A 16,040-nucleotide genomic window follows, 5' to 3' on the forward strand; every position below is an offset into this window, starting at 1 on the left:
GATACGTGAGCGAAGCATCCACCCCGAACACGCCAGAAGAAAAACCGGCCAACGAAGCCGTGAAACCCACACCCACACCGCCACCGGTGAAGGCATCGCGCAGCGGTGGTAGCGGCCTTGCCGCGTTCGCCCTGCTGATTGGTCTGGCAGGTGCAGGTGCCGGCGGCTGGAGCCTCTGGCAATTGCATGAAATGCAGAGCCGGGACCAGCAGCAGGCCGAAGACCTGCAGCGCACCCGCGACGACAGCGCGAAGAAAGTGGACGAATTGGCTCAGCGCCTCGATTCGCGCCTGTCCGCCCTGCCCAGTGCGGCTGAACTGGACGAGCGTCGCCGCCTGCTGGCCAACCTGCAGAGCGATCAGCAGCGCATGAGTCAGCGCCTGGAAAGCGTGCTCGATGGCAGTCGCCAGGATTGGCGCCTGGATGAGGCTGAACACCTACTGCGATTGGCCACCTTGAGGTTGTCCGCGCTGCAGGATGTCGCCAGCGCCGAAGCGCTGGTGCTGGCCGCCGATGAAATTCTCCGCGAGCAGGACGACCCTGCCGCCTTCGCTGCGCGCGAGCAGCTCAGCCGTAGTCTCGAAGCCCTGCGTACCACGGCGCGCCCGGATCGTGTCGGTCTGTTCCTGCAGCTGGGTGCCCTGCGTGAGCAGGCGGCAACGCTCAATCCCCTGGCGCCGACCTTCGAAGGGCAGGGCGACGTGCTCTCCGATCTGGCAGCCGAAGGCGACGGCAGTGCCTGGTGGAGCGAGTGGGTGAAGAAGCTCTCCGACTACTTCCGCATCGAGTTCGACGCCGATCGCAACGTGCGTCCGTTGCTGTCCGGGCAAAGCCTGTCGCAGGTTCGCCTGAGTCTGTCGCTGGCGTTGGAACAGGCGCAATGGGCTGCGCTGCATGGTCAGACCGGTGTGTACAAGCAGTCGCTGAAGCAGGCCGAGGAAATCCTCGACGCCCACTTCAACCTGGACAACCCGGACAGCCGTGCGCTGCGCCAGCGCTTCACCGAGCTGGCTGACGCCAGCATCGAGGTCAAGGTGCCGGACCTGAGCGAGTCGCTCGATGCGCTGCAGGCCTACCTGCAACGCAAACAGGCGCAACGCCGGCAGGGGGCCGCTGCGGCCGAGGAGGCGCAATGAGACGCCTGATCTGGCTTCTGTTATTGCTGGCCGTCGCCGCCGGGCTGTATCTGCTCAGTCTGGCCATCGAGGCTGATCGCGGTTATGTGCTGTTCGCCTACAAGGGCTTTCGCTACCAGTCCGGCCTGTGGGCGTTCCTTGGCTTGCTGGTGGTCGTGGTGGTGCTGTACTACCTGATCAAATGGATGTTGCGTTTGTTGCTCAGTTCGACGCGGCTGGCCAACCCCTGGTCGCGCCTGCATCGCAACCGCCGTGTGCGCCTGGCTTCCGAGCAGGGCATGCTCGATCTGGCCGAAGGTCGCTGGGCGCGTGCCCAGCGCCAGCTGACCCGTGCCGCCGAAGCCGACAGTCAGCCATTGATGTACTACCTTGGCGCTGCTCGGGCCGCCAGCAAGCTTGGAGAACACGAGCAGAGCGACGCATTGCTCGAACGCGCACTGAACAAGCAACCCCAGGCCGAATTGGCGATCGCTCTGACCCACGCCGAGCTGCAACGCAACCGTGGCGACACTGATGCGGCGCTGCAAACCCTGCAGGTCATGCGTGAGCGTCACCCGGGGCACCATCTGGTGTTGCGTCAGCTGCAGCGTCTGTATCTGCAGCGTCAGGACTGGTCGGCGCTGCTCGGCTTGCTGCCCGAGTTGCGCAAGGAAAAGGCGTTGCCTGCAGCAGAACTCGATGAGTTGGAGCGCGAGACCTGGCGCGGTCGCCTGGCCGATGCCGGCCTGGCTGGTCAGGGCCATGGCGAAACCGCACTGCAGCCGCTGACACAAGCCTGGCAGCAACTCTCCGCGCCGCTGCGTCAGGAGCCTGAGCTGATCGCCACCTATGTCGAGCAACTGCGTCGACTGGGGGCGCAGGAAGAAGCCGAGGAGGTTCTGCGTAGCGCGCTCAAGCGCGGTTACGACAGCCGTCTGGCCCGTTTTTACGGTGTGCTGCGTGGCGCCGACCCGGCGCGTCAGCTGCAAACGGCCGAGCTCTGGCTCAAGCAGCATCCGCAGGACCCTGCCTTGTTGCTGAGCCTGGGCCGCCTGTGCCTGCAGAACCAGTTGTGGGGCAAGGCGCGTGATTATTTCGAGACCAGTCTGAAAATCGAGCGCCACCCGGAGACCTGCGCAGAGCTGGCGCGTCTGCTGGCGCAACTGGGCGAGTTGGAACGCAGCAATCAGCTGTTGCTGGAAAGTCTCGGCCTGCTGCATCAGGGCTTGCCGCCGCTGCCGCAACCGCAGGGCGTGACAGTCTGAACGGATGCGGCCGATTGCCACAGCTGGCTCGCTGTGCGGACGGAGGGGCGTTCGGGCATGATGAATAGCCTGCTCTGATTCATGGGGCGCCTTGAAAGGCGCCCTCGCTTTCCTCTACCGTACTGCCCTCGATTTCCCTCCCGGAGCCACCATGCACTTGGCCAGCCCGCGTCCCCTGTTTTTCCTGGCATTCATCGGCTGCGTAATGCTGATGGCGGTTGCCCTTTATCTGGAACATGTCGTCGGGCTGGAACCCTGCCCGATGTGCGTGTTGCAGCGTATCTGCGTGATTCTGTTCGGTGTGGTCTGCCTGATCGCAGCGATCCATGGGCCCGGTAGTTTCGGCCGCCGCATCTACGCCATGCTGGCCTTGCTGTTTGCCGGTGCTGGTGCCGCTACCGCCGGCCGGCAGATCTGGCTGCAGAGCGTGCCAGCCGACCAGCTCGAAGCTTGCCTGCCGGGTCTTGAGTACATGATCGAGGCTTTTCCTCTGCAGGAGATCGTCAGCAAGGTGTTCCGTGGTACGGCGGACTGTGCTGAGGTCAACTGGACGCTGTTCGGCATGAGCATCCCCGAGTGGAGCCTGCTTGGTTTCATCGGCATGCTCGGGTTTTGCCTGTTCCAGCTGCTGCGTCGCAATTGAGAATGCGAATTGCACGAAGCCACGCGGGTCGTGGCTTCGAGATTAAACGCTCGTATGAAACTTTCTCGCGGCGATGCCTTGATGGTGGGTGCCCACGGGCATAATCTGGCTCGCACGCACCGCCGGAAAAATGCCATTTTGCGGTTGCCTTCCCAAGGCCAAGCACCGATTGACAGAATAACGTCTCGGGAGCGGACGTATAACAGGCATTATCGATAAGGGAAGCGAGGTTCATCATGCTTGAGAGTTGCCAGAACGCACAGGAACGTTGGGGTGGGGTTCACCAGTTGATTGACCGCTGGCTGGGTGAACGCCGCGAACTTGTGCTGGCTTACACCGCCCTTACCAAGGCGCCGCAGGCGCCAGCCATCAACGGTGAGTCTCTGCAGGGGTTCTGCGAGTTGCTGGTGGACTACGTGTCTGCTGGACACTTTGAGGTCTACGAGCAGCTGACCAACGAGGCCAAGGCCTTCAATGATCAGCGTGGTCTGGAACTGGCCAAGCAGATCTACCCACGCATCGAAGCCATTACGGCGGTCGCGCTGACCTTCAACGATCATTGCGACAACGGCGATTGCCGCGACAGCACGTCGCTGGTGGCGGAGCTCAATCATCTGGGGCAGTTGCTGCACGAGCGCTTCGAACTGGAAGACTGCCTGATCGAAGTGCTGCACAACGCGCATCAGGAACAGGCCGCCGAAGCGCTCTGAACTCGTACTGGCAATGGCCCGGAGCACTCCGGGCCTTCAGGTTGATGCCAATCAGCTAAGCGTCGACGCATCAAGTTTGTAGGAGCGGCGCCTCGCCGCTAATCAGGACGGTGCGCACTTGAACGCACTTGAAAAGCTTCGCCCCGGGGCGGGGCTCCTACGCAGGGCCGCGTCTTGTCGGATCGGTATCAGGCCGGCAGGCCGACGCTCAGTCGGCCACGTCGAGCAAGCGTAGATCGAACACCAGTGGCGCATAGGGTGGTATCAGGTCACCCGCGCCTTCCTCCCCGTAAGCCTGATCCGACGGAATCACCAGGCGCCAGTGAGCGCCTTTCGGCATTTGCAGCAACGCGCTGCGCCAGCCGCCGATCAGGCTGTCCAGGCGAAACCACTGCGGTGTGCTGCTCTCGTCGAAGACGCTGCCGTCCGCCAGTTCGCCTCGGTAGCTCACCTGTACTCGGCTGCGAGCGGTGGGTGTGGGACCGTTGCCGGGGCTGAGCTCGGTCACCAGCACGCCGTTGGTCATTGCCCGCACGTCAGGGCGGCGGCTTTGTTCGGCGAGAAAACGCTGCTGCGCCTCGATGGCCCTGCTATGGCGCTGCGGTGAGGCTTCGATACGCGTTTCGTGCTCATCGAGCAGCTGCTCGATCCGGCTGGCGTCGAGTCGCAGGGGCTTGCCCTCGTAGGCCTGGCGCAAGCCTTCGAGCAGCTCGCTCAGCGGCAGGTCTGGCACCTCTTCATGCAGGCGCTCGCCAAGGCGCACGCCGAGGCTGTAGGCCAGATCCTGCTCGTGCTGGTCAGCCTGCACGCCCAGGCTGCAACAGATAGCGAGGGCGGCTAGTACGGCGCGGCTCATGACGATGTCTCCCGATCAAGATGCTGCCGATTATGCCAGGCGAGTAGTGCCTTTGCTGTCATGGCTAAAAGGCCTATGGCGAGCCCTCGCGGCTGCGTCTAGTATGGTCGCGTTCACATCCGCCAGGAGGCGCGCCATGTCGGCCAAGAAGAAGTCCATCACTACCCCGCTGCACCTGCTGCACCAACTGTCTACCAGCCTGCTCGAGCACCTGGAAAATGCCTGCTCGCAAGCGCTGATCGACGCCGAGAAGCTGCTTGCCAAGCTGGAGAAACAGCGCGGCAAGGCTCAGGAAAAACTGCACAAGGCTCGCAGTAAACTGCAGGACGCCGCTGTTGCCGGCAAGGCCAAGGCGCAAGGCAAGGCCAAGGATGCAGTCGCCGAGCTGGAGGAGTTGCTCGATGCGCTCAAGGCCCGTCAGAGCGAAACCCGCACCTACATCGCCCAGCTCAAGCGTGATGCTCAGGAAAGCCTGAAGCTGGCGCAGGGTGTTGGCAAAGTTAAGGAAGCGGCCGGCAAGGCGCTGGATGTGCGTGAAGCGAAAGCTGCTGCTCCAGCCGTCAAGCCGACCAGCAAGCCGGTCGCGGCGAAGAAGCCGGCTGCTGCGAAGGCACCAGTGAAGCAAGCCCCGGCCAAGCCAGCTGCCACCAAACCGGCGAGCAAACCCGTCGCCAAGCCAGCAGCGAAGCCTGTGGCAACCAGCAAGCCTGCGGCCAAGCCAGCTGCAGCTGCCAGCAAGGCTGTTGCGGCAAAACCCGCTGCGCCGAAAGCTGCCGCCAAGCCCGCTGCCGCCAAGCCAGCCGCCAAACCGGCAGCCAAGCCTGCTGCGGCAAAAGCACCGGCCAAGCCCGCAGCGGCCAGTAAACCTGCCTCCAAGCCCGCTGTTAAGCCGGCTGCCAAGGCTGTGCCTGCAAAACCCGCGAGCAAACCAGCCAGCAAGCCGGCTGTAGTGAAGAAGCCAGTCGCTGCGAAGGCGCCGGCGAAGAAGGCTCCGGCCAAGCCAGCGGCGGCCAAGCCAGCCGCCGCCGCGGTTGCTCCGGCAGCCCCTGCTGCTCCTGCGACGACCAATGGAGCCACCGCCCCGGGTACTCCGAGCGCGTCCTAAGGGGGATCAACGGCGCCGCGCAGCACCTGCAGCGCGGCGCTGTTCCCTTCAGCCAGGCGCACCAGCCAATCGTTGTCGCCTGCCTCGTCTGGCCAGTTCTCGGCCAGCGCCTGCAAACGATCGAGCAATATCCGTTCGGCCTGCAGTTCCAGTTTCTTGACCTGCTCACGTAAGGCTGCGAGTTCCGCATCCTGGCCTGCGTTCGCGCGCCAGTCTTGGCGTACCTGACGCAAGGGCGTGACTACCTCGCGTTGCCACGGGCCGGCTAATGCCTGCAGCGCTTGCAGGCGTTCATCCAGGCAGCGCACGCCACGCCTCTGCAACCAGGCGCCGGTCAGCAGCAGGCAAACGTCGTTACCCGCTTCCTGCAACTCCAGGCAGGCCTGTTCCACGCCTGCTCTGGCGTAGAGTTCGAGGGCGAAATTCCACAGATCCTGCACGCGGCCTCCGGGGCGATTTGGTAGACTCCGCCGCCATTATGATCCGACTCCAGAACCTCACTCTACAGCGTGGCCCGCAGCGTCTTCTCGAAGGCGCCGAGCTGACCCTGCACGCCGGCCACAAGGCCGGACTGATCGGTGCCAATGGCGCCGGTAAATCCAGCCTGTTCGCCCTGCTGCGCGGAGAGCTGACACCTGATGCCGGCGATTGCCTGCTGCCCGGTGATTGGCGCATCGCCCATATGCGCCAGGAGGTCGACACCCTCGATCGTCTGGCGGTGGATTACGTGCTCGACGGCGATCACAACCTGCGCCGCGTGCAGGCCGAACTGGCTGCCGCCGAACAGGCGCACGACGGCGCCGCCATCGCCCGCCTGCACAGCGAGCTGGACAGCGCCGATGGCTATACCGCCGATGCCCGCGCGCGCAAGCTGCTGGCCGGTCTGGGTTTCGAGAACGTGCAGATGGATCGCCGCGTCGGCGACTTCTCCGGTGGCTGGCGCATGCGCCTGAACCTGGCCCAGGCGCTGATGTGCCCGTCCGACCTGTTGCTGCTGGATGAACCGACCAACCACCTGGATCTGGATGCGATTCTCTGGCTGGAAGGTTGGCTGCAAAGCTACCCCGGCACCCTGTTGCTGATCTCCCACGACCGCGATTTTCTCGATGCCGTGGTCGATCACGTCGCCCATGTCGAGCAGCGCAAGCTGACGCTGTACCGTGGTGGCTATACGGCCTTCGAGCGTACCCGTGCCGAGCGTCTGGCCCAGCAGCAACAGGCCTACGAGAAGCAGCAGGCGCAACGCGCCCACATGGAAAAATACATCGCTCGCTTCAAGGCCCAGGCCACCAAGGCGCGTCAGGCACAGAGCCGGATCAAGGCCCTGGAGCGCATGGAGGAGCTGAGCGCGGCGCATGTCGACTCGCCCTTCGACTTCGTCTTCCGCGAAGCCGACAAGATCTCCACGCCACTGCTCAGCCTCAGTGAAGGCCGCCTCGGTTACGGTGACAAGACCGTGTTGCAGCAGGTCAAGCTGAGCCTGGTGCCGGGCGCGCGCATCGGCCTGCTCGGCCCCAACGGCGCGGGCAAGTCGACGCTGATCAAGAACCTGTCGGCCGAACTGCAGCCGCTGAGCGGCAGCCTGAGCCGTGGTGAGAACCTGGTGATCGGCTATTTCGCCCAGCACCAGCTCGATGCGCTGGACGACAAGGCCAGCCCGCTGCTGCACCTGCAGCGTCTGGCGCCCAGCGAGCGCGAGCAGACCTTGCGCGATTTTCTCGGCGGCTTCGACTTCCGTGGCCCGCGTTGCGACGAGCCGGTGGTGAATTTCTCCGGTGGGGAGAAGGCGCGTCTGGCCCTGGCGCTGATCGCCTGGGGCAAGCCCAATCTGCTGCTGCTCGACGAACCGACCAACCACCTGGATCTGGAAATGCGCCTGGCGCTGACCATGGCCCTGCAGGAATTCGCGGGCGCCGTGGTGGTGGTATCGCACGATCGCCATCTGCTCAAAAGCACCACCGACGAGTTCCTGCTGGTTGCTGAAGGGCGCGTAGTGCCGTTCGACGGCGACCTCGATGACTATGCGCGCTGGCTGGTCGATTACCGTCAGCGTCAGGCACCACCGAGTGCGCAGGTCGAAGGGGCGGCGGACAAGACCGACAAGCGCGCCCAGCGCCAGGCTGCTGCGGCGTTGCGCCAGCAACTGGCCCCGCACAAGAAACAGGCGGAAAAGCTCGAACAGGAGCTGGGCAAGGTGCAGGAAAAACTCGCCGCCGTGGAAACCCGGTTGAGTGACAGCGGTCTGTACGAGTCCGCGCGCAAGGACGAACTGCGCGAGTGTCTTGCAGAACAGGCACAGCTCAAGGCCCGCGAGGCCGAGCTCGAGGAGGCCTGGCTGTTGGCGCTGGAAACCCTGGAGGCGTTGCAGCAGCAACTGGAGGAAGCCGAGTAATGGAACAGCTTGAACTGTTGGCGGCCTGGCGCGACCCGCTGATTCGTACCGGCCAGGTGTTGCTGATCATCCTGCTGGCCTGGCTCGCTCAGCGCATTCTTACCCGCGCCATCAGTCGCCTTGGGGCGCGCTACAGCCTGTTGCCGGCCGAAGTGCTGCAGCCGCTGCGGGGCCTGGTGCGCTGGCTGATCATGGGCAGCGCGCTGCTCATGGTGCTCGAGCGCCTGGGGGTTTCGGCGACGGTGTTGTGGACGGCGCTGACCGGTTTCACCGCTGTCGCCGCGGTGGCGTTCTTCGCCATCTGGAGCGTGCTGTCGAACATGTTCTGCGCGCTGCTGATCTTCACCATGGGGCCGTTTCGCCTGGGGGATACCGTCGAGGTCATCGAAAGCGCCGACAAGCCGGGCGTGAAAGGGAAGGTGATCTCCATCAACCTGTTCTACACCACCCTGCAGGATGTCAGTGAGGAGGCTGTCGGCGCCGTGTTGCAGGTGCCCAACAGCCTGTTCTTCCAGAAGTCGGTGCGCCGCTGGCGCTGACCGGCTGGTCGAGTCACTGGAGCAGGAGTAGGCTGTGCTGCTCTTCCCCTGAATTCAGCTTCTCGAGGTACGCATCATGGCATTGGAAACCTGGCTCGCTTTCTTCGTCGCCTGCTGGGTGATCAGCCTGTCGCCGGGTGCCGGTGCTGTGGCGTCGATGTCTGCCGGTATGCAGTACGGCTTCTTGCGCGGTTACTGGAACGCGCTCGGCTTGCAGCTCGGTCTGGCGTTGCAGATCGCCATCGTCGCTGCGGGCGTGGGCGCCATTCTTGCTACCTCGGCCCTGGCCTTCAGCGTGATCAAGTGGTTCGGCGTGGCCTATCTGGTGTTCCTCGCTTACAAGCAGTGGGTCGCACTGCCCAGCGACCTCGATGCCGGTGCAGCCGAGCGCCCTATCGGCCGGCCTCTGGCTCTGGTGTTGCGCGGCTTTCTGGTCAACTTCAGCAACCCCAAGGCTATTGTCTTCATGCTCGCGGTGCTGCCGCAGTTCATCGATCCGCATGCGCCGCTGGTGGCACAGTATCTGGTGATGGGCGTGACCATGATCATCGTGGATCTGATCGTCATGGCCGGCTACACCGGTCTCGCCTCGCGCGTCCTGCGCCTGCTGCGCACTCCCCGCCAGCAGCGGGTGATGAATCGCAGTTTTGCCGCGCTGTTCGCCGCTGCTGCCGGCTTGCTGGCGACCGTCAAGCGCGCGGCAGTCTGAGTCTCGTTCGCTATCGTTCAACGCTGGCCGATAGCGTTTGCCAGGGATGTTCTGAAAAAATCATTCATCGTCACTCCCGCGGAAGCGGGAGCCCAGGTGATTCGCAGGTTCTGGATGCCCGTCTGCGCGGGCAGGGCGGTCTTTCAGTTTCCATTCGGCAGTTTGTTACTGAATATTTCATATTTTTCTTGTGCTCGATCGTTAGGCCGGCAACAATTTAATGTCACCCATTCTCGTTTGGGATGCATTGATGATCCGCTTTCGTTTCCCCCTTTCCTGGCTGATGCTGCCCTTGCTGGCCTGTCTCAGCTTTCTCGCCGTTGGCGAGCCTTTCGATGGTGCCGTACAGGCACTGCACCTGATCGGTTACATCGGCGCTGATTACCCGGCCACCGTCGCGGGCGGCCAGGTCGTCGATGCTGGCGAATACCAGGAACAACTGGAATTTCTCGATGTGCTGCAGGGCCTGATCGTCGCCTTGCCCGCTCAGGCCGGCCGCGCCGAGCTGGAGCAGGGCGCTGCCAACCTGCGTCAGGCGATTGCCCAGCGCCAGCCGGGCGAGGAGGTTGCTGGCGCCGCGCGCAAGCTGGGCTCACGCCTGGCCGAGCTTTATCAGGTGGCGCAGAGCCCGGTGCTGACACCGGACCCGGAACGTGGTGCGCCGCTCTACGCTCAGCACTGCTCGGTGTGCCATGGCGATATCGGCCTGGGTGACGGGCCTGCCGGCATCGGCCTGGAGCCAGCGCCAGCGAATCTGCGTGATGCCGCACGTCTGGACCGGCTGAGCCTCTTTGATCTCTACAACACCCTCGGCCTGGGCATCGAAGGTACCGATATGCCGGCCTTCGCCGATCAGCTCGACGATCGTCAACGCTGGGACCTGGCGGTCTATATCGCCGGTTTCACTGCAGCGCAGACGCAGGGCCAGACACGCTTCGCCATGAGCGAGCTGGCCGGCCGCACGCCTGCTGAAATCTTGGCCGCAGGCGGCGATGTCGCCGCATTCCGCGCTCAGCGCGCGCATCCGGTGCTGGAACAGCGCGGCCCGCAGCAGCTGATCGGCTACACCCGCTCGACCCTGGAGCGCAGCCTGCAGGCTTATCGTGAGGGTGATCGTGAGCAGGCTTATGACCTATCCGTAGGCGCTTATCTGGAAGGCTTCGAACTGGTCGAAAGTGCCCTCGACAACCTCGATGCCCTGCAGCGCAAGACCACCGAGCGCGCTCTGATGGCCTATCGGCAGGCGCTGCAGGATGGCGCGAGTGTTGCGCAGGCTGCCCAGGCACTGGAGCAGGCCAAGGTCGAGCTGGACAAGTCTGCTGCGCTGCTGGCCGATGGCGCGATGGACGATAGCCTGAGCTTTTTCGCCAGCCTGTTGATTCTGCTGCGCGAGGGGCTTGAGGCGATTCTGGTGCTGGCAGCGATTCTCGCCTTCCTGCGCAATACCGGACAGCAGCAGGCGGTGCGCAGTGTGCACGTCGGCTGGGGCCTGGCACTGCTCGCCGGTGTCGTGACCTGGGCGGTGGCGGCCTACCTGATCGACATCAGCGGTGCTCAGCGAGAGCTGCTCGAAGGCGCCACGGCGCTGTTCGCCAGTGTGGTGCTGCTGTGGGTCGGTGTGTGGATGCATGACCGTCGCCACGCCGCCGCCTGGCAGGACTACATCAAGAGCAGCCTGGTCGGTGGCGGTGGTCGTTTTGGCTTCGCCATGCTGGCGTTCTTCTCGGTGTATCGCGAACTGTTCGAAGTCATCCTGTTCTACGAAACCCTCTGGCTGCAGGCGGGGCCTGCTGGGCATGGCGCGGTGCTGGCTGGCGCCGCCGCGGCTCTGGTGCTGTTGATCGGCCTGGCCTGGGTGATTCTGCGTGGCTCGCGCAAACTGCCGTTGGCGACCTTCTTCGGCGTCAATGCGGTGCTGCTGTGCGTGCTGTCCGTGGTCTTCGCCGGCCATGGCGTGGCTGCGCTGCAGGAGGCTGGCGTGCTCGGTACGCGTCCGGTGGCCTTCTTCGAGTTCGACTGGCTGGGCATTCATGCCGATGCCTGGAGCCTGTCGGCTCAGGGGCTGGCACTGGCCGGCATCGCGTTGCTGTATGGGCGTAGCCTGCTGGGGGAACGTCGGCGCATGGCCGAGCAGGCCTAGGTAACCGAATCAGGCATACACGAGGGCGAGCTTTGCCCGCCCTCGTTGCGTCATAGCGTGAACCGCCGCTACGACAGCGAGTCTCAGTGCACCTAGGCTGCTTCCAATCCCTTTGCCGAGTGCGCGCATGTCCTCTTCGATCCATTCCACTCATTACGCCGACAGCCCCGATCTGGCGCTGGCTGTACTGCGTCACCCCGCCCTGGAGCAGGCACTTTCAGCGGCCTGTGCCCAACTTGCTGTACGTGAGGCCTTTCTCGCTGCCTTGCGCGATCCAGCAATCGGCCCGCAGCCGCGGCTGCTGTTGGCCATTTCCGGCGCCGACATGAGTGGTCAGCGTCGCCTGGCGGCACTGGTCGCCGAGCTGCTGCCGGACGAGGTGGAGCTGGATCTGATCGAGTTGGCCGAGGACAACCTGTCGCGCGCCGTGCGTGAGCGCTGCGAGCCGTTCTACCAGGCCTGAACCGCGCGCCTGCTGGCATACTGGGCGCTGGTTTCTCTGCGGAAGTTGCTGCATGCGCATATGGATCGATGCCGACGCCTGCCCTCGGGCGGCGCGGGATCAGGTGGTCAAGTTCGCCCTCAAACGAGGTTTAGAAGTGGTGCTGGTCGCCGGCCAGGCCGTTGCCCGGCCGAATTTCGCCTGCGTGAAACTGATCGTGGTGCCCAGCGGGCCGGACGCAGCTGATGATCATCTGGTGGAGCATGCAGTGCCCGGCGAGCTGGTGATCTGCAGCGACGTGCCGCTGGCCGACCGCCTGGTGAAGAAGGGTGTAGCCGCGCTCGACCCGCGTGGTCGCGAGTTCGACGAGCGCAACATGGGCGAGCGCCTGGCGGTGCGCAATCTGTTCACCGACCTGCGCGAGCAGGGCCAGGTGGGCGGTGGTCAGGCGCCGTACTCGGAAAAGGACCGGCAGGCGTTCGCCAATGCGTTGGATCGAATTCTCACGCGGCTGAGTCGATAGCTGCCCCGGATTGCATCCGGGCTACGGGACGTATGGCAAACCCATTTTCAGCGTTGTAGCCCGGATGAAATCCGGGAATGGCGGGCTCGGTCAGCCACACAGATAGGTACCAGTGCCCACCGCCACCAGCACGCCCTCGTCGTTGTGCAATTCCATGCGGATCACTGCCACCTTGTTGCCGGCGCGCAGCGGTGTGGCCGTGGCGCTGAAGCGCTGCCCCCGGCCCGGGCGCAGGTAATCGATGCGCAGGTCGATGGTGCCGAGCTTGGACAGCTTGCTCATGCGTTCGGCCGGCGGCAGGTGCTGGTGGTTGGCGAAGGCGCCGATCAGCGCCATGGCGCCGCCGCAAACGTCTAGCAGCGAAGAAATAACCCCGCCGTGCAGAATGCCGTGGACGAAGTTGCCGATCAGTTCGGGCTTCATCGGCAGGTGCATGGTCACCCGCTCGGGGCTCAGTTCATCGAGCTCGATGCCGAGCACCTGATTGAAGGGAATACGCTGGAAGAAGCTGGCCACCGCCTGTTGCAGGTCGGGGCTGAGGACGAAGGGCTGGGACATGGCAGGGGCTCCGGGAAATCCTGCCGCCACGCTGCCGCAGCCGGAACGGCTTGACCAGCGGCGCGGCCGGACTGCCCTGACCAATGACCGATGCGCCCTGTAATAGGGTGCTAGCCGGTAGGCTGGAACCTTGAACTTTGTAGGGTGGGCTTCAGCCCACACTGATCGATATTGAAGCTCAAGCGGAACGCCTTCCTGCCCACCCTACAAAGTCCCGGCATAGCGTCAGTCAGTGGTGCGTCAGTTCCAGCACGCGGTCGACCAGTTTGTTGATGCCCGATGCTGCTTCGGCGATGGACTGGGCGAGCATGTAGGCCGGTGTGGTCACCAGCTTGCGCTGGCTGTCTTCGATGATTTCACTGACCTCGCACTCATGGTGCTCGGCGCCCATCTGGGTCAGGGCGGCGGCGGTGTCGTGGTCGCTGCCGATGGTGCATACCACGCCGGCGCCGAAGATCTTCGCCGCCAGGGCCGGTGCGATGCACATCAGGCCGACCGGCTTGCCGGCATCGACGAAGGCCTTGCAGGCGGCCAGGACGTCCGGTTGTACGGTGCAGCCGGCGCCACTGGTGGCGAAGTCGGAGAGGTTCTTCGCTACGCCGAAGCCACCGGGCAGGATCAGTGCGTCGAACTCGGCCACATGCAGCTCTTTCACGTCCTTGATCTGGCCGCGGGCGATGCGCGCAGACTCCACCAGGACGTTGCGCGTCTCGTCCATCTCGTCGCCGCTGTAATGGTCGACCACGTGCAACTGCGGCACGTTGGGGGCGAAACACTGCACGTCGGCGCCACGCTGGTCGAGGCGCAGCAGGGTGATCACGCTTTCATGGATCTCGGCGCCATCGTAGACGCCACAGCCGGACAGAATCACTGCCACTTTCTTGCTCATGCTCGACTCCTGGTGAGGAAAAACGCGACCGTGAAGCGGGCGCGGGTATTACCAATTCTGGGGTTGTCGCCAAATGCCACTCGGGCTGTCATTTGCCGCCGCGAATGCTGGCGAAGCTGCGCATAGGATGAATAACAGCTCATTCCCGACACAAGTACAACGATATGGTGTTCGTTCTCTACGCAGTGCCCTTCTTCTTCCTGCTGATCGGCCTGGAATTGCTCGCTGACCGCTGGCGCGGTATGCGCACCTATCGCCTGGCCGATGCCCTGAACAGCCTCAGTGCCGGCGTTTTGTCGCAGGCCACCGGGATTCTCACCAAGGTGGTCGGCCTGCTGACCTACGCCTTCGCCTGGGAGCATCTGGCGCTGTTCGAACTGTCCGAAGGCAGCCTCTGGGTGTGGCTCTTCGCCTTCGTCTTCTACGACTTCTGCTACTACTGGAACCACCGTCTGGGCCATGAGCGCAACGTGCTCTGGGCCGCCCATGCGGTGCACCACCAGAGCGAGGACTACAACCTTTCCACTGCGCTACGGCAAACCAGCACCGGTTTCATCTTCGGCTGGATCTTCTACCTGCCGATGGCGCTGGTCGGCGTGCCGCCGCTGGTGTTCTTCAGCGTCGCGGCCCTGAACCTGCTTTACCAGTTCTGGGTGCATACCCGGCATATCCCCAAGCTGGGCTGGTTTGAGTGGCTGTTCATCACCCCGTCCAACCACCGTGTGCACCATGCACAGAACCCTATCTACATGGATCGCAATTACGGCGGTGTGTTCATTCTCTGGGATCGAATATTCGGCACCTTCCAGGAGGAGCTCGACGAAGAGCCGGTAATCTTCGGTGTGACCGTGCCGCTGGCCAGTTGGAACCCCTTATGGGCCAACCTGCAGGTGTATGCCGGGCTGTGGCGCGATGCCAAACGCGCCAGTTCCTGGTGGGACCGGCTGCGCATCTGGTTCATGCCCACCGGCTGGCGCCCGGCTGACGTGGCGGCACGCTATCCGCAGACCAAGGCGGATCTGCGCAATTTCCGCAAGTTCGAGGTGCCTTTGGGACGTGGCGCGCAGGTCTACGCGTTGCTGCAGTTCGTCTGCTACCTGCTGGCCGGCGTGTGGCTGCTGGCGCACGGAGACTCGCTTGCAATCGGCGCTGTGCTGCTGGCGTGCCTGTGGATGGCCCTGGGTCTTTGCAGCATTGGCATGTGGCTGGAGAATCGTGCCTGGGCGTCGAGATTCGAGTTATTGCGCCTGGCGGCCAATCTGCCCCTGCTGTGGCTGGCCGATGGTTTGGGCATGCTGGTCATGAACGCAGCTGTCTGCAGTTGCCTGGCGGGCTACAGCCTGATCAGCCTGCTCGGATTATGGCTGGTGCAGCGCGGAGGGCCGACTGGAACGCCGGCCGCTCGTAGCGAAGCGAACAGTTCGCCGCCCGGTACGCCCTGCTGCGTGGCTCATCCGCGCCGGCGCTGACGCCAGCGGTGTAGCCAGGCGAGGGCGAGCAGCAGCACCACGGCCGCGAGCAGGATGACCTGATAGTGGCGCAGTTCTTCGAGTAGCCCACCCATGGCATTGCCCAGACTGTAGGCCAGCAGGCTGATGCCGCCAGCCCATACACCGGCACCGATGGCATCGAGCAGCAGATAGCGGCGCCAGGGATAGCCGGACAGGCCGATGGCCAGCGGCATCACCGTGCGCAGACCGTAAAGGAAGCGAAAGCACAGCACCCACAGATCCGGGTAGCGCTGGATCAGCGCGCTGGCGCGTTCGCCCAGCGGTTGCCAGCGTGGCTTGCGTGCCAGCAGCGCACGGCCGTGACGGCGGCCGAGGTAGTACCACAGCTGGTCGCTGGCGAAGGTGCCGAGAAAGGCGCACAGCGCCACCCATTCGATCTCCAGCACGTTGCGCACGGCCAGGTAGGCCGCCAGCAGCAGCGACACTTCGCCTTCGAGAAAGGTACCGAGTACCAGTGCCGGATAGCCAAACTGGCGGATCAGGTCTTGGAGCATGCCGTGAGCTCAACGATGCAGGTGCTGAAGACTACTCTGACCATGGCAAACCCGGAAGGTGGCGCGTCATGCCACAATGCGCGACTGGCTGTGCGACGTGCCGTCGCACGTGGTCATCTGGTCGTCATCATTTGGTCATAATGTTCGTA

The 16,040-nt window shown here is 64.0% G+C and carries 17 protein-coding genes; 12 read left to right on the plus strand and 5 right to left on the minus strand.

From position 1 onward, the window contains the following. Positions 1-5: 5 nt before the first annotated feature. From INS93_RS16640 to rsd, 4 genes are all read left to right on the plus strand, one after another. Entirely contained in the window at positions 6-1,136 is a 1,131-nt protein-coding gene (locus INS93_RS16640) for a uroporphyrinogen-III C-methyltransferase (RefSeq protein WP_160016841.1), read from the plus strand. After that, the gene (locus INS93_RS16645) at positions 1,133-2,380 is read left to right on the plus strand and encodes a heme biosynthesis HemY N-terminal domain-containing protein (protein WP_192983983.1); all 1,248 of its coding nucleotides are present in this window, start codon (positions 1,133-1,135) and stop codon (positions 2,378-2,380) included. Before INS93_RS16640 ends, INS93_RS16645 begins: the two co-directional genes overlap by 4 nt. Positions 2,381-2,531: 151 nt before the next feature. After that, positions 2,532-3,023, plus strand: a complete 492-nt coding sequence (locus tag INS93_RS16650) for a disulfide bond formation protein B (protein ID WP_192983985.1) — start codon at positions 2,532-2,534, stop codon at positions 3,021-3,023. 236 nt (positions 3,024-3,259) lie between these two features. Continuing rightward, positions 3,260-3,733: a sigma D regulator gene (rsd, locus tag INS93_RS16655; protein WP_160016838.1), complete on the plus strand. Its 474-nt coding sequence runs from the start codon at positions 3,260-3,262 to the stop codon at positions 3,731-3,733. A 208-nt stretch (positions 3,734-3,941) separates the two neighbouring features. Here rsd and INS93_RS16660 read toward each other — a convergent pair whose 3' ends face one another. Then, positions 3,942-4,589, minus strand: coding sequence for an FKBP-type peptidyl-prolyl cis-trans isomerase (locus tag INS93_RS16660; RefSeq protein ID WP_192983988.1), 648 nt, complete (start codon positions 4,587-4,589; stop codon positions 3,942-3,944). A 136-nt stretch (positions 4,590-4,725) separates the two neighbouring features. Between INS93_RS16660 and INS93_RS16665 the strand changes: the two genes are divergently transcribed. Then, positions 4,726-5,694: an AlgP family protein gene (locus tag INS93_RS16665; protein WP_192983991.1), complete on the plus strand. Its 969-nt coding sequence runs from the start codon at positions 4,726-4,728 to the stop codon at positions 5,692-5,694. Here the strand turns inward: INS93_RS16665 and INS93_RS16670 are convergent. Continuing rightward, entirely contained in the window at positions 5,691-6,134 is a 444-nt protein-coding gene (locus INS93_RS16670; protein ID WP_192983994.1) for a TIGR02444 family protein, read from the minus strand. The genes INS93_RS16665 and INS93_RS16670 overlap by 4 nt on opposite strands. A 38-nt stretch (positions 6,135-6,172) precedes the next feature. Here INS93_RS16670 and INS93_RS16675 point away from each other — a divergent pair, with 38 nt between their 5' ends. From INS93_RS16675 to INS93_RS16700, 6 genes are all read left to right on the plus strand, one after another. After that, positions 6,173-8,086 carry an ATP-binding cassette domain-containing protein gene (locus INS93_RS16675; RefSeq protein ID WP_192983996.1) on the plus strand — a complete coding sequence of 638 codons (1,914 nt, stop codon included), beginning with the start codon at positions 6,173-6,175 and terminating at the stop codon, positions 8,084-8,086. After that, positions 8,086-8,625 (plus strand): mechanosensitive ion channel family protein, encoded by a 540-nt coding sequence (locus INS93_RS16680; RefSeq protein WP_192983998.1) that lies wholly within the window; start codon positions 8,086-8,088, stop codon positions 8,623-8,625. Before INS93_RS16675 ends, INS93_RS16680 begins: the two co-directional genes overlap by 1 nt. 76 nt (positions 8,626-8,701) lie before the next feature. Next, on the plus strand, positions 8,702-9,334 hold the full coding sequence (locus tag INS93_RS16685) for a LysE family transporter (RefSeq protein ID WP_192984000.1): 633 nt from the start codon (positions 8,702-8,704) through the stop codon (positions 9,332-9,334). 250 nt (positions 9,335-9,584) lie between these two features. After that, a complete protein-coding gene (locus INS93_RS16690; protein WP_192984002.1) occupies positions 9,585-11,474 on the plus strand; it encodes an FTR1 family protein in 1,890 nt (629 codons plus the stop codon). Positions 11,475-11,601: 127 nt separating this feature from the next. Further along, positions 11,602-11,937, plus strand: a complete 336-nt coding sequence (locus INS93_RS16695; protein WP_160016830.1) for an enhanced serine sensitivity protein SseB C-terminal domain-containing protein — start codon at positions 11,602-11,604, stop codon at positions 11,935-11,937. A 52-nt stretch (positions 11,938-11,989) separates the two neighbouring features. After that, entirely contained in the window at positions 11,990-12,439 is a 450-nt protein-coding gene (locus INS93_RS16700; RefSeq protein ID WP_192984004.1) for a YaiI/YqxD family protein, read from the plus strand. A gap of 90 nt (positions 12,440-12,529) precedes the next feature. Here INS93_RS16700 and INS93_RS16705 read toward each other — a convergent pair whose 3' ends face one another. Further along, positions 12,530-12,997 carry a thioesterase family protein gene (locus tag INS93_RS16705; RefSeq protein WP_160016828.1) on the minus strand — a complete coding sequence of 156 codons (468 nt, stop codon included), beginning with the start codon at positions 12,995-12,997 and terminating at the stop codon, positions 12,530-12,532. Positions 12,998-13,226: 229 nt separating this feature from the next. After that, a complete protein-coding gene (gene elbB, locus INS93_RS16710) occupies positions 13,227-13,886 on the minus strand; it encodes an isoprenoid biosynthesis glyoxalase ElbB (RefSeq protein WP_160016827.1) in 660 nt (219 codons plus the stop codon). Positions 13,887-14,050: 164 nt separating this feature from the next. On the opposite strand from elbB, the gene INS93_RS16715 reads away from it, so the two are divergent. Then, positions 14,051-15,355, plus strand: a complete 1,305-nt coding sequence (locus INS93_RS16715) for a sterol desaturase family protein (RefSeq protein ID WP_192984006.1) — start codon at positions 14,051-14,053, stop codon at positions 15,353-15,355. Here INS93_RS16715 and INS93_RS16720 read toward each other — a convergent pair. Next, entirely contained in the window at positions 15,337-15,891 is a 555-nt protein-coding gene (locus INS93_RS16720) for a DedA family protein (protein ID WP_192984008.1), read from the minus strand. The genes INS93_RS16715 and INS93_RS16720 overlap by 19 nt on opposite strands. Positions 15,892-16,040: the final 149 nt, after the last annotated feature.

The sequence above is a fragment of the Pseudomonas sp. EggHat1 genome (assembly GCF_014892995.1).
GTDB lineage: Bacteria > Pseudomonadota > Gammaproteobacteria > Pseudomonadales > Pseudomonadaceae > Aquipseudomonas > Aquipseudomonas chaetocerotis.

Bases quoted from the DNA above. Each gene is read 5' to 3' on its own strand.
- INS93_RS16665 (WP_192983991.1), top strand. From the start codon at position 4,726: ATGTCGGCCAAGAAGAAGTCCATCACTACCCCGCTGCACCTGCTGCAC.
- INS93_RS16675 (WP_192983996.1), top strand. From the start codon at position 6,173: ATGATCCGACTCCAGAACCTCACTCTACAGCGTGGCCCGCAGCGTCTT.
- INS93_RS16645 (WP_192983983.1), top strand. From the start codon at position 1,133: ATGAGACGCCTGATCTGGCTTCTGTTATTGCTGGCCGTCGCCGCCGGG.
- INS93_RS16700 (WP_192984004.1), top strand. From the start codon at position 11,990: ATGCGCATATGGATCGATGCCGACGCCTGCCCTCGGGCGGCGCGGGAT.
- INS93_RS16715 (WP_192984006.1), top strand. From the start codon at position 14,051: ATGGTGTTCGTTCTCTACGCAGTGCCCTTCTTCTTCCTGCTGATCGGC.
- elbB (WP_160016827.1), bottom strand. From the start codon at position 13,886: ATGAGCAAGAAAGTGGCAGTGATTCTGTCCGGCTGTGGCGTCTACGAT.
- INS93_RS16680 (WP_192983998.1), top strand. From the start codon at position 8,086: ATGGAACAGCTTGAACTGTTGGCGGCCTGGCGCGACCCGCTGATTCGT.
- INS93_RS16650 (WP_192983985.1), top strand. From the start codon at position 2,532: ATGCACTTGGCCAGCCCGCGTCCCCTGTTTTTCCTGGCATTCATCGGC.
- INS93_RS16695 (WP_160016830.1), top strand. From the start codon at position 11,602: ATGTCCTCTTCGATCCATTCCACTCATTACGCCGACAGCCCCGATCTG.
- rsd (WP_160016838.1), top strand. From the start codon at position 3,260: ATGCTTGAGAGTTGCCAGAACGCACAGGAACGTTGGGGTGGGGTTCAC.
- INS93_RS16690 (WP_192984002.1), top strand. From the start codon at position 9,585: ATGATCCGCTTTCGTTTCCCCCTTTCCTGGCTGATGCTGCCCTTGCTG.
- INS93_RS16705 (WP_160016828.1), bottom strand. From the start codon at position 12,997: ATGTCCCAGCCCTTCGTCCTCAGCCCCGACCTGCAACAGGCGGTGGCC.
- INS93_RS16660 (WP_192983988.1), bottom strand. From the start codon at position 4,589: ATGAGCCGCGCCGTACTAGCCGCCCTCGCTATCTGTTGCAGCCTGGGC.
- INS93_RS16685 (WP_192984000.1), top strand. From the start codon at position 8,702: ATGGCATTGGAAACCTGGCTCGCTTTCTTCGTCGCCTGCTGGGTGATC.
- INS93_RS16720 (WP_192984008.1), bottom strand. From the start codon at position 15,891: ATGCTCCAAGACCTGATCCGCCAGTTTGGCTATCCGGCACTGGTACTC.